Consider the following 15,233-nt stretch of genomic DNA (forward strand, 5'->3'; position numbering starts at 1 on the left):
ATCGTCCCGGGCACTCCATCGCAGTTGGGAGCACCCCCTCGAATGAAGTCGATCTTGCTGTCGTTAGCGGCCGTGTTATCGCTGGCGCCCGGACCGGTGTGGGCAAATGCCGACCGGGCCGTGGATCTTATTTCCCACCCTGTGGGCTACATTGCCATCGCGATTTTCGTAGTCGCGTATCTATTGGTCATTCTGGAAGAACGGATTCACCTGGCCAAATCCAAGCCGATGCTGATCGCGGCAGGGTTGATCTGGATACTCGTGGCCCTGGCATACCGCGCCGCGGGCGCCAATGGCGAAGTCGAAGAGGCCATACGGCACAACTTCCTGGAGTACGCGGAGCTGTTCTTCTTCCTCCTGGTGGCAATGACCTACATCAACGCCATGCTGGAACGAGGCGTCTTTGACCAGTTGCGGATATGGCTGCTTGGCAAGGGCTTTGGTTACCGGCGTCTGTTCTGGATCACCGGTATCCTGGCGTTCTGTCTGTCACCGGTCGCGGACAACCTGACCACGGCACTGATCATGTGTGCCGTGGTGATGGCCGTGGGCCGGGACAGCGCCAAATTTGTGTCCCTGTCCTGTATCAATATTGTGGTGGGCGCCAACGCGGGCGGGGCGTTCAGCCCGTTCGGCGACATCACCACTCTGATGGTCTGGCAGAAAGGCATTCTCCCGTTCCAGGACTTCTTCCAGCTGTTGCTGCCTTCGATCGTCAACTTCCTGGTGCCGGCGGCGTTGATGCATCTGGCTTTGCCGAAGGGCCAGCCGTCATCACCCGAGTCATTCGGTAACGTTATTCGCCCGGGCGGGCTCGTCATCTGCGCTCTGTTCCTGCTGACCATCGCCACCGCCATCAGTTTTCACCAGTTCCTGCACATTCCACCGGTGTTCGGCATGATGACGGGGCTCGGTTACCTGAAGATTTTTGGGTTCTATCTCAAACGCCATGAGGAATATCACTGGAACGAGGGCTTTGAGTCCCCACCGGGAGATAGCTCGGGTGACCGGGCCCAGGGGCGTCGTGCTTTTGATGTTTTTTCCCATATTGCCCGGTCGGAGTGGGACACTCTGTTCTTCTTCTACGGGGTGATTATGGCGGTCGGCGGCCTGGGCTTCATTGGTTATCTCGGCATGATATCGGCCACGCTGTACGGCGATCTGGGGCCCACCGTTGCTAATGTCATGATCGGAGTGATCTCTGCGCTGGTCGACAACATTCCGGTGATGTTTGCGGTGCTGACCATGAACCCGGCCATGCCGGACTATCAATGGCTGCTGGTTACGCTGACTGCTGGCGTTGGTGGCAGCCTCTTGTCCATAGGCTCTGCTGCGGGCGTCGCACTGATGGGACAGGCCAGGGGGCAGTATACGTTTCTCAGTCACCTGAAATGGACACCGGCGATTGCGCTGGGTTACGGGGCCAGTATCTGGGTGCACTTTCTGGTCAATGGCTGAGGTCCGGCGGCTGCTGGAAGCCGGCAAGTCCGCTGGCTTCCAGCAGCTCTGCGAATCGGATCGTCGTCAGGTCCATCCCCGGCGCACCGATGACCTGCACATTGAACGGCAACCCATCCGCTGTTTTTCCAATAGGAACGGAGGTAGCGGGCAGCCCGAGCAAGGTAGCCAGGGCAATCCAGCAGAACTGGTCCATGTACGCCCTGGGCTGACCTGCAACGGTGATCTGCCGCTTGAACACCGGATTGCTGTGATCGTGGCGAATGGCCGTGGTTGGGGTGATCGGCGTTAATAGCACATCGAATTCGTCGAACAGGGTAGTGATTTCGGCCCTCATCTTCTCCCGCATTTCGCTCCAGGCCATCCACTGGTGTACCGGCTGGTTTACGCCGCGGCCGTATTCTCCGATGAAGGCCGTGACAGGGCCAAACAGGTGTAGCCAGCGTTCAAGCCGGGAGATCCACATCATTTGCCGGCGTTGGGCCGGTTTCATGGACGTGCTGAGAAGGCTGCCCAGTAAGTTGAAATAGGCAGGCAGGATGTGTTCCAGGTTGAGTAGTTGATGCTGGGCTTCGGCAACCAGTGCTCCATTGCTTTCCAGTGTCCGCCCGAGCTGTTGGTAGCCGTTCAGTAATTCGTCGTCGATGGGGCACAGCGGGTCTTTCAGCCAAAGGCCCACGCGTGTCTGTTCCAGAGAATGAATGGTGGCCGGTGCCATGGCCAGTTGCCAGCTGTTGCGTTCCCGTTCTGCGGGGCCGGCAATCACGTTCAGCAGCAGTTCCAGATCCTTTGCCGAGCGCGCCAATGGCCCGCCTTCGGCCAGGTCCGGCCGCGACTCTGTGCCCGGAGGCCCTGGAATGTGACCACGGAAGGAGACCAGGGCACGGGAAGGCTTGTGCCCGAAAACGCCGCAGAAATGCGCCGGTGTGCGGATGGAACCCGCGAGATCACTGCCCACTTCCAACGGTGTCATGCCTGCCGCAAGCGCTGCGGCAGCGCCCCCGGATGAGCCGCCGGGGGTATGTGCCAGGTTGTGGGGGTTGTTGGTGACACCGAAGAGCTTGTTGTAACTTTGGAGGTCGGTGGCGTAAATGGGGACGTTGGTCTTCCCCAGGATGATCGCACCGGCGTCTTCCAGGCGCTGGACCACGTCGGCGTGTTTTGTCGGGATGTAGTCTTTCAGCGCGGGTGCACCGGCGGTACAGGCCATGCCGGCAACCTCCCAAGTGTCTTTCAGGGTGAGTGGCAGCCCATGCAAAGCGCCCAGTGTCTCACCTTGTGCCCGTACCTCATCGGCTTGCCGGGCTTTTTCCAGGGCTTTCTCTTCATCGAGCGTCACCACGGCATTGATGGTGTCATTGCACTGGCGAATTCTGTTCAGGAAGGCCTGAGTGACGTCCACACTGGTTAGCTCCCCGTTTTTAAGGTCGCTAATCAATTCGGCGGCAGAATGGTAGTGCAGTGGTTCCATGAAAACCTCGATGTTGTTGGCAGGTTCAGCTCAGGTCAGTTCGCTACGCCAGTGTTTGACCCTGACCTGGCTTTTGACGGCATCCAGCACTTCGACAATCAGGTTGATCAGGGCTTCGTTGTGTTCGTCGTTATCGTCTTCGTTATCGGGCGATGGCAGGAATACGTTGACGATGTCTTCGATGAACGCGTGGTTGGATGCTGAAGCAAGGTCTTCCAGAATCTGATGAATCACGTTGGCGACGATGTCCCCCACGGCTTCTTCCAGGGTTTCCTGGATGGTGGGGCCGACGACGGGCAGGTATTTCAGCCTCGACAACTCCAGGTTCTGTTTGAGGGCGTTGTCGACGCGGGTTTCCAGGTAGCTTCGCAGGGCGCCGCGATTGGGGATGTACCCTTCCCGGGCTGCTTCCGCAACCCGTTGTGATACCCAGTCGGATAGCATTTCCCGCCTTGGGTAGAGGATGTCGTTCTGAATGCGCTCGAACAAGGGTGAGCCCTTGCGAATCTCGTCTTGAGCACCGGTGAGCACTTTGATGACGATGCGGTCGGAGAGTTCTTCCATAAAGGCTTCGTAGTAGAAGTTGAAGAACTGGAAGGCTCGCGTCTGGGTGACGTCGATCACTTTGTACTGGTGCAGCCGGTAGATGATGGAGATAACCCGCAGTATCCGCAGGAAGCGGAAGCTGCCAACGGGGATGCAGCCGATGATGTCGTACCAGTGGATGAACGGGTAGAAGTACCAGCGGTCGTAGACTTTGGCCTTGATGGCGTAGCCCCAGCGCACGACGAACTCGGTCAGGAAGATGCTGACGAAGATGAGGTCGTAGAACAGAAAGTTTTCGTGGATGGGGTGGTAGAGTTCTTTGATGACCGGGGTATTTTCGGCCAGCAGGTTTTGGACACCGGTGAAGTTGTAGATGGAGTCGAAGATGATGAAGGCCAGGTTGATGATAAGCAGGCCTAGCATCAGGAAGTCTATGATGAACCAGATGAGTTGGTGGCTGGTTTTCAGGTTCTCTCGGTTAATTTTCAGCATTCATCAATCCAGGACTTCGAGTTTGGAGTCTGCGGCGGATGTATCGCTTCTCCCCAGACACGCCGTTAACCCATCCATGGGGGCTCGGCATTGCCATCCTTGGCAATGCACGGTCTGGGGAGAAGCGATACATCCGCTGCGATCAGGCTCTGAGATGCCCGCCCTCCTGTTGAGAAAAACGGGTTGCACCTGCCTGATTTTTCGACGCTTTCGTACAGGTTAGCTTATTTCAGCTCTGCCGACGACTTACCGAGCAGTCTTCTGGCGATGATCAGTAGCTGGATCTGTTGGGTGCCTTCAAAGATGTCGAGAATCTTTGAGTCCCTGGCCCATTTTTCCAGTAGTTCAGTTTCGCCGTAGCCAAGGCTGCCGCAGAGTTCGACGCAGCGCAGGGTGACCATGTTGCCCACGCGGCCGGCTTTGGCTTTGGCGATGGAGGCTTCCTTGGAGTTGGGCAGGCCGTTGTCGGCCATCCAGGCGGCGCGGAGGGTTAGGAGCCGGGCTGCTTCGAGTTCGGCTTCCATTAGTTGCAGTTCGCGGGTGACGGCGGGTTGGGTCCAGGTCTGATGGTGGTATTCCAGGTCGGTGCCGGTTAATGCGATGAGTTCGCGGGTTTTCTGCAGGGCGGCGCTGGCGACGCCTATGGCCATGCCGGCGACGACGGGGCGGGTGTTGTCGAAGGTTTGCATGGCACCGGCGAAGCCTTTTTCGACGCTGACGTCGGGGTCGCCCAGGAGGTTTTCTTTGGGAATGCGGCAGTTGTCGAAGCGGATGGCGGCGGTGTCGGAAGCGCGGATGCCGAGTTTTTTCTCCAGGCGTTCGACGGTCATGCCGGCGGTACCTTTTTCCACCACGAAGGATTTGATGGCGGCGCGGCCTTTATTGCGATCAAGGGTGGCCCAGACCACGACGGCGTCGGCGCGTTCTCCGGCGGTGACGTAGATTTTTTCGCCGTTTAGGATGTATCCGTCGCCGTCTTCGGTAGCGGTGGTGCGGATGGCGGCGGAGTCGGAGCCGGCGCCGGGTTCGGTGATGGCCATGGCGGCCCAGGTGTTGCCCAGTCGGGCGAGTTGTTCTTCGTTGGCAACGGCGGCAATGGCTGAGTTGCCGAGGCCCTGTCGGGGGATGGACAGGGCCAGGCCGACGTCGCCCCAGCACAGTTCGGTCAGCCCCAGAACGGTTTTCATGTTGGTGCCGTTACGATTACCGCCCCCGCCGTTGCTTTCGGAGCGGGCCAGTTTTCCGGCGCCGGTGCCACCATCGGCCGCGCCGTCGTTCATGCCGTCCATGATGGAGGCAAGCAGGTCGAGTTCCTTGGGGTATTCGTGTTCCGCCCGATCGTATTTGCGGGATATTGGGCGAAACACCTCCCGGGCCACTTGTTGTGCCTGATTGATCAGAGGAGAAAATTTCTTCGGTATCTCGAGATTCATCAGAGGTGTCCTTACGTTTTGATCAGGCGTGAAGGCCGCCGCTCAGGGTGGAGATGGAGCGAAGTTCGCGATACCAGCGCTCGACCGGATGTTCCTTGACGAAGCCATGCCCGCCCAGCAGTTGAACGCCGTTGGTGCCGATCTCCATGGCTTTTTCGTTGCACAGTAACCGGGCCAGGGATGTTTCACGGTGCGTTGATAAGCCTTGCTCCAGTCGGCTGGCGGCGCGCCAGGTGAGCATGCGCATGCTGTCGGTTTCTATGGCGAGGTTGCTGATCATGAACGCCACGGACTGGCGGTGGCTGATGGGTTCTCCGAACGCCTCCCGTTCGTTGCAGTAGGGGATAACGTAGTCGAGAACGGCCTGTGATGTGCCGATGGCAAGCCCGCAACGGAGCAACGAGCCGCAGTCCAGGAACGCTTGGTAGTCGAAATCGTTGTCGCCCAGCAGGGCGTCAGGAGACAATTCAACGTTATCGAGCCGCAACTGGACAGGCGCGGAGGCTCTCAGCCCCATGCCCGGGTCGGGTTTGGCCTGGATGCCTGTCACGCCGGCTTCCACGATGAACAGCCGTGGTCGGCCATGCAGTTCCGCGGCAATCAATAGCAGGTCTGCACTGGCGCCGAGGACCACGCTGCTTTTCAGGCCGTTGAGGGTGTAGCCGGTTGCGGTTTCGATGGCGGTGGTCTGCAGCCTGTTCGGGTCAAACAGGGGCATGGGCTCGTCAATAGCAATGGTGGCTGTGGGCGGCGCGTCGTCGCAGAACGCTGGCAGGTATCGGCTCTGCTGTTCCCCGGTGCCCCAGCGGGTGATGGCCTGGGCGACACTGAACGGCGACAGGAGTGCGGTTGCGATGCCCATGTCGCCCCAGGCCAGTTGTTCGGCAATCAGCACGCTGGTCACGGGAGACTGATGTTCCGCCACGCCGCCAAAGGCTTCCGGTACTGCGTACAGGCCAAGGCCAAGCTCGGATGTGGCCGCTGTGACGGTTTCCGGTATTTCCCCGGCTTCATCCGCGTCTGAGGCCGCCGGTCTGATCCGATCCTCTGCCAGCCTGCGGAGCATGTCGGTGATCATCTGTTGGTCATCGGTCAGGGAGAGGTCGAACAGATCCCCGGGTATGCGATTCGGCAATTGCTTGCGGGGCAGCCAGTTGTTCACGCGCTTGAACTCCCGGCCAGCGTGAGCAAGGGTGCGAAACCCGGCACGGGTGCCGTGATAGGCGGTTCTTTCCAAAGACTGACGCAGTCCCAGCCGGTCCAGCATGGGGTTGGCCGCAAGACGATTCATCATCGACAGGGCGAGGCCGACGGGGGTGCGTGTCATACGTTCTCTCCTGGCCATACATTTTCTCCTGGCTAACGCCGCCCGTTTCCGGTTGTCTGGCGATCCGATGCAGTGGGTGTCACGCGATCATGGGGGCATCGGGCATCCTCGCCATTGGCATAGAGCGCATTACAGGCAGGCAAGATGGTCAATTGCCATGGATTAAACGGACCGCTACCCGGTACACTCATACTGCCAACGCGCCTTTTCACCCACTTTCACTGAAGTAATGCTGCTTGATGCGTTCCCACATTAGACCTCTGTTTCTACGCCCTGTCGGGATCGTCTGGCTGATGATGCTGGCAACACCGGGATTGACCTGGGCGCAGCAGGTGGAGGTCAACGTGGAGGGGGACTATCCGCAGCTTCAGGATAATGCGGAAGCCTTCCTGGGTGAGGTTGAGGGCCGCAGTGCCGGAAGCCTTAGACGATACGCCAGCACCGCCGAAGCACAAGTGGAAGAGGCGCTCCGTGCGCTGGGCTACTACAGCCCGATGATTCAGTGGGAAGTGGTCGAACAGCCCGGCGATGACGAAACACCCGCTCGCCTGGTATTGACCGTGCAGCCCGGCGAACCCATTCGCGTCCGTTCCCGGCAGGTGTCCATCGAAGGCCCGGCCAGTCGGGACCCCGATTTCGTGGGAACCCTGCCGGAAAAGCCATCGGAGGGGGATGTGCTGAATCACGGTCAGTACAGCACGTTGCGGCAGACCATCCAGAACCGAGCCACCCGGCTGGGGTATTTTGATGGTGAGTTCACCACCCGCCGGCTGGAAGTCAACCCGGAACAGCACACTGCGGATATTTCCCTGGTCTTTCGCAGTGGCGTGCGATATCGCCTGGGCGAAGTGAGCTTCAAGGAAGGGCATGGTTTCGAGGAGCAGTTGCTTGAGCAATTCGTACGTTTTGAGCCCGGTGAGATCTATCACGCCGACAAGGTCGCGAGGCTAAGCGGCGATCTCTCCAACAGCGGTTATTTTTCCGGAGTGGACATTGACGCTTCGCCTGGTAAAGCCGAGGAGGGAGTGATACCCGTGTCGGTGGACCTGACCACTCGTCCTCCGCGCTCGGTTGCAGCCGGTGTCGGTTTCTCCACGGATGTGGGGCCGCGTTTCAGCGGTAACTGGCGGGAGCACTGGATCAACCCCATGGGTCATCGCCGCGGCGCTCAGACGGAACTCTCGGTGCCGCGACAAAATGTGGGCGCCTGGTACGAGTTGCCCCTTGATCCTCCCATGACCGATTCCATTCGCCTTTCCGCCGGGTATCAGCGGGAGGATATTGAGGATGTGGAGTCTGAGCTGCTGACCCTTGGCCAGCAGTGGAAACACCAGCTCGATAACGGCTGGTTGCAGGTTGCATCGATTCGCTGGGAAGGTGAGCGTTTTCGCATCGGCGATGATGACCCCGAGCAGAGCAGCCTGTTGCTGCCGGGGCTTGGGTATTCGAAACTGCAGGCGGACTCGCCGTTGGATCCATCCCGGGGATATCGTATCCAGTTCGATGTGACCGGTTCTCACCGTGCCGTCATCTCCGATGTGGATATTCTCCATGCCAATGTTCTGGTAAAGGGCCTCTACACCCTGGCGGACAACCACCGTTTTCTGTCCCGGTTCCAGTTTGGTGGCGTGGCCACCAATCGCTTCTCGGATGTGCCGCCGTCATTGCGATTCTTTGCCGGTGGCGACCAGACGGTGCGGGGGTATGGCTATGAGACGCTGTCACCCCGTAACAGCGAGGATGTGGCCATTGGTGGCCGTTACCTGATGGTAGGCAGTGTCGAGTATCAGTACGAGTTTACCGAAAACTGGCGGGTCGCGGCGTTTGTTGACGAAGGCAACGCCATGGATGACCTGTCGGACCCGCTGGCGACGGGTGCCGGCCTGGGCATTCGCTGGATCAGCCCGGTCGGGCCGCTGCGCCTGGACGTCGCCAAAGGCCTGGATCCCGAGTTTGGCGGTGAGTGGCGCATTCACTTTTCCATGGGGCCGGAGTTATGAGCGACGAAGCGAAAACTCCAACACCAAAACGGTCAAAACGCCTGAGAAACGGGTTGTTGATAGCGCTGGCCGTTATTGTCCTGCTACCGCTGTTACTGCTTGGGTTGTTGGTGCTGGCGCTGCGTTCGGAAACCGGTACAGCCTGGGTGATTGATCAGGTTCCCGGCCTCGAGGTCGAGCAGGGGCAGGGTTCGTTGCTGGGACAGTGGCAGGCAGCCTCCCTGACATGGCAGGGCTACGGTGTGGGGCTAAAGGTAGAGTCGCCGGTCGTTGACTGGTCGCCCACCTGCCTGTTCAACAAACAGCTCTGTCTGGAGCGACTCCTGGCAGGCAGCATTGATCTGACTCTGCAGCCGTCCGGCGAGTCCAAAGAAGACAGCGGTGATATCAGTCTACCCAGTGTCGACCTTCCGTTGGGGCTGGTGGTCCGGGACGTGAACCTTGGTCCCTTTACGCTCAACGATGCCAAGGTCTGGGACCGGCTCCAGCTCAAGGCTCAGGGTTCCGGTTCGGACTGGCATCTGCAGAACCTCGCCTTTGTTCGGGACGATATCAGTATTGATGCCTCCGGCAGGCTCCAGACCCGGGGCGACTGGCCGCTGGATCTGGAGGTTGGGCTGATGCTCCCGCCCCCGTATGGCGCTGATTGGCAATTGGCACTCAATCTGACCGGGAGCGCTGCAGACCTGAGAGTTAAGGGCCAGAGCAGCGGTTATCTTGATGCCACGCTGGCTGGCCGGGTGGCGCCGCTGGACAGCGCCCTGCCGGCGGAACTGACCGTTCGTTCCAGCCGGTTCGTCCCGGCGGAGGGGTTACCGAAAACCCTGGTGCTGACAGACACCGTGGTTGCCTTGAAAGGCAGCCTTGAGAACGGTTTCCGCTCGGACTCCCGCACCGTGCTGCCCGGATCGACAGGCGATATTCCCGTGTCACTGAAGGGGTTGGTGACTACAGAGGGCCTCGATGGATTGGAGCTCGTGTTGACGGGCCCCGGGACTACTGAGGCTGAGACGGGCCGCCTCCGGGTCACTGGCAACGTAAGCTGGGAGCAGGCGCTTCAGGCAGACGCCAAGGTCAGTCTCGACGCTTTTCCCTGGTACAGCCTGATTCCGGATTTTGAACAGCCGCCGGTCACATTGCGCCAATTCAACGGCGACGTTCAATACCAGGGGGGAGCCTATCAGGCGAGCATTGATGCCAGTGTCAGCGGCCCCATGGGCGACGCCGATATGGCGGGGGATCTTGAGGGTGACCTGGAGTCCGTTGCGTTGACGAACCTGCGCGTTAATACCGGCGCGGGTTTTCTCGGCGGCCGTGCGGACGTGGCGTTCGCTGATCAGTTGTCCTGGGATGCAAGCCTGACGCTGGACAGCTTTAACCCTGGTTTCTGGCTTCCCGCCCTGGAAGCGAGCTTGAGCGGCGACGTGGATACCAGCGGACGTCTGCAGGAGGAAGGAACGCCTACGCTGCAGGCAAAATGGGACCTTTCCGGGAGTTGGCAGGCCAATGAGGCGCTGATACGAGGTGCGCTGGACAGTGATGCCGGTAACTGGACATTGTCGAACCTGGAGCTTGAGGTAGGGGACAACCGGGTGACCGGCCAGGGCCGATGGGGGCAACAGATTAACGGCAACCTGGAACTGAACCTGCCTGCGCCGGAAACCTTCCTGCCGGGGCTGGCAGGTTCGGTCAACGGTACGGCATCGGTTTCCGGCACCGTGGACCAACCCCGTGGCAAGGTAACACTCACTGGCAGCGACCTGGCATGGCAGGATCAATTGAGTCTGTCCAGCCTGGACCTGACGGCCACGCTACGCGAAGGGTTCAACATCCAGGCGGATCTTCGGGGAAAGGAAGTTCGGTATGGCGAACAGCTACTGGAAGACTTGTCGCTGGCACTGACGGGAACTCGGGATGATCACCAACTCAGGCTAAACGCCCGCCATAAAGAGGCGGAGTTGTCGCTGTTGCTGGCCGGAGACGCCTCGGAAAGCTGGAATGCCTGGGTGGGTGCGCTTGAGCAGGGGCAAATCAGTGTGCCTGCCCAAGGCCAGCAATGGACCCTGTCAGAGTCCGCGGCCCTCGAGTATACCGAAGCGGGCAAGCTCACGTTGGGACAGCACTGCTGGCAGTGGCAACAGGCGTCTGTCTGTGCCGAGGACCAGACTCTGCTCCCGACTCAAGATATCGCCTATCGCATTGAAAATTTCCCGACCACGGCACTCTCCCCGCTGTTGCCGAACACCCTGCGTTGGGACGCAACGCTGAATGCTGACCTGCAAGTGGTCATGACGGAAGATGGGCCGGATGGTGAAGTATCCATCGACGCTGGTTCCGGCGAGTTTGAAGTGCAGGTGAGGGACGAATGGGAGAGCCTGAGCTACAACACCTTCACCACCCGCCTGAGTTTGAAGCCGAATGTGGCGGAGCTGAACCTGCAGTTGCAGGGGCCCGATATTGGTAATCTCTCTGTCGGCATGTCGGTCGACCCGGATAGTGATGCCCGTGAAGTCGATGGGCAATTCAGCATCGAAGGCCTGGATATCGCCATGGCTGGCATATTTGCCGGGCTGGAGGTTGTTGAGGGAGAGCTCAATGGCGAGGGGACACTGTCTGGGCCGCTAATGAAGCCAGCTGTAAACGGCGAGCTTGCGCTCTCTGGCGGTCACATTGCCGATCCACGGTTACCGATTCCGCTTGAGGATCTGGTGGTCAGCCTGGAGTTGAAAGGATATAGCGCGAATTTGTCCGGACGTTGGCGCAGCAATGAACGCGGAAGCGGCAACATAGAAGGGTCGTTGGCCTGGGAGGCGGAACCGTCGGTGGAAGTGCGGCTGACCGGTGACCGTTTGCCCTTCAATTACGAGCCGTACGCCCAAGTGGAGCTGGTGCCGGATATCACTATCGCCTACGAAGGCGGCGATCTGTCGGTTTCCGGTAACCTGAACGTACCCCGGGGCACGATCGAAATTCGTGAGCTGCCCGCCCAGGCCGTGTCCGTATCCGAGGACGAGGTTATCGTCGGTGCTGAGGAGAAGGAAGGCGGGCTCCGCACTCTCAATATGGACGTCACTGTCGTGGTCGGTGAGGACGAGGTCAGCTTTAGTGGTTTCGGTGTCACCGGTAACCTTGAGGGGACACTGCGTATCGGCAACAACCTGGATACCCGAGGCGCCCTGCAGCTTGTTGAAGGCCGGTATGAGGCCTACGGTCAGGAGCTCGACCTGCGCCGGGCCAGGCTGGTGTTTGTGGGGCCACTGTCAGAACCGTACCTGGACATCGAGGCAGTGCGGCGTGTGGACAACGTGGTGGCCGGCATCCGCCTCAGCGGCCCGGTGAGCTCGCCCCGGACCGAAGTGTTTTCGGAACCGGAAATGCCTCAGACCGATGCGCTCTCGTATGTGATCCTCGGCCGGGCACCGCAAAGTCGTGGTGATGAGGGGCAAATGAGCAGGGCAGCCATATCGCTCGGGCTGACTCAGGCTAACAAGGTAACCCAGGGTATTGGCGAGGAATTCGGGATACGCAATCTGACGCTGGAGGCGGAAGGTTCAGGGGATGAATCGGCAGTAGTGGCCAGTGGTTACCTGACGGATGAACTCAGCATCCGCTACGGTGTCGGCATCTTCCAGCCCATCACCACGGTGGCGCTACGTTACGATATCGGACGTTACTTCTATCTGGAGGCTGCCAGTGGCCTGGCAGCCTCCCTGGATATATTCTATACGCGGGACTTCTGAGCGGGTGATTTACTCCAGTTCAAAAGTCGCGCTAACCCGGGCCTCCAGTTCACGGGAACCGACCGCTGAGACAGCGTCCGAGGCGCCTCGCATTTCCGCCATCATTGGCATCGGGGGTTGATGGCCACCATCGACGTTAATGGTCATCACTTCTCCGCACTGTTTGTCCAGTTCCCGGGCAACAAATTCGCAGCGTGATTTCGCATCTGCAATGGCGCCCGCCAGGGCCTGTTTACGTAAACCGACTTCATCGGAATGAAAAAACTGATGGGGACCGACGTTGTAGTCCATACCCAGTAATTGCGCCTGTGCAAGAATCGGGTTGAGCAGAGAGAGGTCATCGATGGTGAAGCTGACCGTTTGTGAAGCCACGGCCACTCGTCGGGGCTCCTCGTGACGCTCTGGTGATGGAATCGAACGGCTGTAAAGGTTCAACGAGGCGTCGCTGTAGGATTTGAGCCGGTCGCGGAAGTCCTCGATGCTCTCCCGCCACTTCTCCATCTGCTCGTTGACTTCCTCAGTGGCCGTCTCGGGAAGCTTGTGCTCGGCGCGGGCGGTGAACTGCAGCCGTGCGCTGTCTGGCGTATACTTGACTGAGGCCTGACCGCTCAGGCTGACTTCTGCTGCTGATGCGCCCAGGGGAAACAGAATCAGGGCCGTGGAGGCCAGCAGGTATCGATGGACGTTGTGGAACATAGTTGGATCTCCATGTTATTGCACGAGAATCAGGTCAGGTTGACGCCCCGGGAGCGTGATATCCTGTTCAGGCTGACCGGGAGCGATCCCCATTATGTGACCACCCGCGAGCAACTGAAAGAGTGGGCGGCCCGTTATTTGACGGCTCTGCCCGACGATGCTCGGGAAATTCGTGAAATTAAGGCCGTGTTGCAGCGTTATCTGCCATTTTGAGCGGTATTCTCATCATCTTCTCCGGCGGCTTCGACGGGTTCATCCAGCCGAATCAGCTTCCTGTCTTCCGCAGCCTGCACGAAATGGCTGAAAATCCGCCGGTGGCCGCCATGATAAAGCAGGTACTCCGGGTGCCACTGGATGCCCATTAGCCATTGCCCACGTGTATTTTCTATCGCTTGCACAAACGAGTCGTTGTCCACGGCGACAACGCGGAGATGTGTGCCCAGTTTTTTGATGCTCTGGCTGTGGATGCGGTTCGCGCCAATCACCGGGCTGCGCATCACCTCTCCCAGGCGGCTGTCACTGACGACCCGAACAGTCTGTAGCGGTAACAGTAACGGCCGGTGGCGGGTGTTCACCCGCAGAGGTGTCACGTTCTGGCACAAAGATCCGCCGCGGAAAATATTGATAAACTGGGCGCCGCGGCAGATACCCAGTACCGGGATGTTCAATTCTTCAGCACGGGACAGCAGACGAACATCGGTTTCGTCGCGGCGCACGTCATACCGGGCGGTTACCTGGGGAGTCTGACCGTACCGCGAAGGGTGCACGTGGGTACCACCGGAGAGCACAAGGCCGTCGAGCAAGGAGACGTCCACCTTCGAACCCGGGCGGATAAAATGGGTTCGCGCACCGTGGAGGCGCAGCGCGAAGGTGATCAGCCGGTGGGCGAGGCTGCGGCGTGCCGGGCCGCTGATGCCAATCGTAAGGCCCGGATGTTCAGGCTTATCTACCGGGCTTTCAGACATAGTTCCCGGACCGAAGCCACTGGTCAGACGTGTCTAACCAGCTGTGGGTCAGGTTATGGAGGCTCAGTTTGCGACTGTTGCGAAACTCCGTAACCAGTTTCGATAAGTCATCAGCGTTGGCCACCAGCTGTTCCAGCACAATCCAGTCATTCCAAACCGTGGAAAAATGCCAGTCAGGGTTATCAATGTCGCAGTCGGGTAGCCGGTAATGCAGCGTTGGCCGGCTTTTGATGCGCTCATCCTCCACATATTCTGCGAGCAAATCGCTGTTCAGGTGTGCGAACAGCGGGAGCAGGTCCAGGGCCTTGTTGCGGGTTGGATTGTAATGCAGATAGTCCCGCATTAATTGTTCCATGTCCGGCGCATAGTCCTCTGAAATCAGAAGGTCAATGTAGGTGCTGCTCCAGGGCTCAATGTAGCTGGTCAGCTTACGGCTGAAATCGATCTGGTGGCGTGCCTTCAGCCACTCGTAGAGCGCAGCGAAGGCCCGCAGGTAGCGCACCAGCGTTGTGGCTCTGAGGTCCGGTAGCTCCGGGTTCAATTGCAAACCAAAGGCATAATAGAGCGCCTCCCGGCTGCCGAGTGCGCCTGCTCTTCGAAGCTCATCGCAAAGTGTCTCTATGCGTTCCAGCTTACTGAAAGCCAGCGGAGGGCTGACGATCTCCAGGGGCACGATTTTCTCGGCGGCTGCGTCGATCACGCTCATGGCCTGGCCGCCAAGCTCCCTGACGGACTCGGGAAGACGCTCGTCGGCCAGATCAAGGTCCTTTATCGGGTCCGAATCCAGTTCGATGGTAAAGTCACCGAGTTCCGTTTCAACCTCGGACACATAGCGTGCAACAGACTTTCCGGTACCTCCCAGCAGTTTTGCGGACAGCGAGACGAGATCTTCGTAACCCAGGCCAGACAACTCAATTTCAACGCCAACTCTGCGTTCCTTGCCATCATCCGTCTTGAGGATGTCCGGTAACCTACATCTGTTGCTCATTCAGGCGACTCCCTATTTTGGTTGTGATTACCTTAACACAGTCATACGTCAGGGCGCGGTGGACGGCCACCCAGTGCGGCTCAAGGAAAAATTGCGTTTACAGGGTTTACACTGGAT

The 15,233-nt window shown here is 59.3% G+C and carries 11 protein-coding genes; 4 read left to right on the plus strand and 7 right to left on the minus strand.

Translation table 11 applies throughout. The features are described 5' to 3' along the window. Window positions 1–42 precede the first annotated feature (42 nt). Window positions 43–1,458 (plus strand): sodium:proton antiporter NhaD, encoded by a 1,416-nt coding sequence (nhaD, locus tag SIC19_RS16690; RefSeq protein ID WP_036204762.1) that lies wholly within the window; start codon window positions 43–45, stop codon window positions 1,456–1,458. Here the strand turns inward: nhaD and SIC19_RS16695 are convergent. The 4 genes from SIC19_RS16695 to SIC19_RS16710 form a co-directional block, all read right to left on the minus strand. Further along, window positions 1,448–2,929 (minus strand): amidase, encoded by a 1,482-nt coding sequence (locus SIC19_RS16695; RefSeq protein WP_127401640.1) that lies wholly within the window; start codon window positions 2,927–2,929, stop codon window positions 1,448–1,450. The two genes, nhaD and SIC19_RS16695, sit on opposite strands and share 11 nt — an antisense overlap. Window positions 2,930–2,959: 30 nt before the next feature. Then, on the minus strand, window positions 2,960–3,967 hold the full coding sequence (locus tag SIC19_RS16700; RefSeq protein ID WP_127401639.1) for a hypothetical protein: 1,008 nt from the start codon (window positions 3,965–3,967) through the stop codon (window positions 2,960–2,962). A 224-nt stretch (window positions 3,968–4,191) separates the two neighbouring features. After that, window positions 4,192–5,400 carry an acyl-CoA dehydrogenase family protein gene (locus SIC19_RS16705; RefSeq protein WP_127401638.1) on the minus strand — a complete coding sequence of 403 codons (1,209 nt, stop codon included), beginning with the start codon at window positions 5,398–5,400 and terminating at the stop codon, window positions 4,192–4,194. A gap of 22 nt (window positions 5,401–5,422) precedes the next feature. After that, entirely contained in the window at window positions 5,423–6,727 is a 1,305-nt protein-coding gene (locus tag SIC19_RS16710) for an acyl-CoA dehydrogenase family protein (protein WP_127401636.1), read from the minus strand. A gap of 293 nt (window positions 6,728–7,020) precedes the next feature. Between SIC19_RS16710 and SIC19_RS16715 the strand changes: the two genes are divergently transcribed. Continuing rightward, window positions 7,021–8,727, plus strand: a complete 1,707-nt coding sequence (locus SIC19_RS16715; RefSeq protein WP_185906448.1) for an autotransporter assembly complex protein TamA — start codon at window positions 7,021–7,023, stop codon at window positions 8,725–8,727. Continuing rightward, on the plus strand, window positions 8,724–12,467 hold the full coding sequence (locus tag SIC19_RS16720; RefSeq protein ID WP_228712244.1) for a translocation/assembly module TamB domain-containing protein: 3,744 nt from the start codon (window positions 8,724–8,726) through the stop codon (window positions 12,465–12,467). Before SIC19_RS16715 ends, SIC19_RS16720 begins: the two co-directional genes overlap by 4 nt. A gap of 9 nt (window positions 12,468–12,476) precedes the next feature. Here SIC19_RS16720 and SIC19_RS16725 read toward each other — a convergent pair whose 3' ends face one another. After that, a complete protein-coding gene (locus tag SIC19_RS16725; RefSeq protein WP_127401634.1) occupies window positions 12,477–13,163 on the minus strand; it encodes an SIMPL domain-containing protein in 687 nt (228 codons plus the stop codon). Window positions 13,164–13,175: 12 nt separating this feature from the next. Between SIC19_RS16725 and SIC19_RS16730 the strand changes: the two genes are divergently transcribed. Further along, window positions 13,176–13,376 carry a hypothetical protein gene (locus SIC19_RS16730; RefSeq protein ID WP_007155194.1) on the plus strand — a complete coding sequence of 67 codons (201 nt, stop codon included), beginning with the start codon at window positions 13,176–13,178 and terminating at the stop codon, window positions 13,374–13,376. Here SIC19_RS16730 and SIC19_RS16735 read toward each other — a convergent pair. Together SIC19_RS16735 and SIC19_RS16740 are read right to left on the minus strand one after the other, a co-directional pair. Next, window positions 13,361–14,128: a gamma-glutamyl-gamma-aminobutyrate hydrolase family protein gene (locus SIC19_RS16735; protein ID WP_036204783.1), complete on the minus strand. Its 768-nt coding sequence runs from the start codon at window positions 14,126–14,128 to the stop codon at window positions 13,361–13,363. The two genes, SIC19_RS16730 and SIC19_RS16735, sit on opposite strands and share 16 nt — an antisense overlap. Then, a complete protein-coding gene (locus SIC19_RS16740) occupies window positions 14,121–15,116 on the minus strand; it encodes an amidoligase family protein (RefSeq protein WP_036204785.1) in 996 nt (331 codons plus the stop codon). The genes SIC19_RS16735 and SIC19_RS16740 overlap by 8 nt, the downstream gene beginning before the upstream one ends. Window positions 15,117–15,233: the final 117 nt, after the last annotated feature.

The sequence above is a fragment of the Marinobacter sp. MIT930201 genome (assembly GCF_047122665.1).
Lineage (GTDB): Bacteria > Pseudomonadota > Gammaproteobacteria > Pseudomonadales > Oleiphilaceae > Marinobacter > Marinobacter salarius.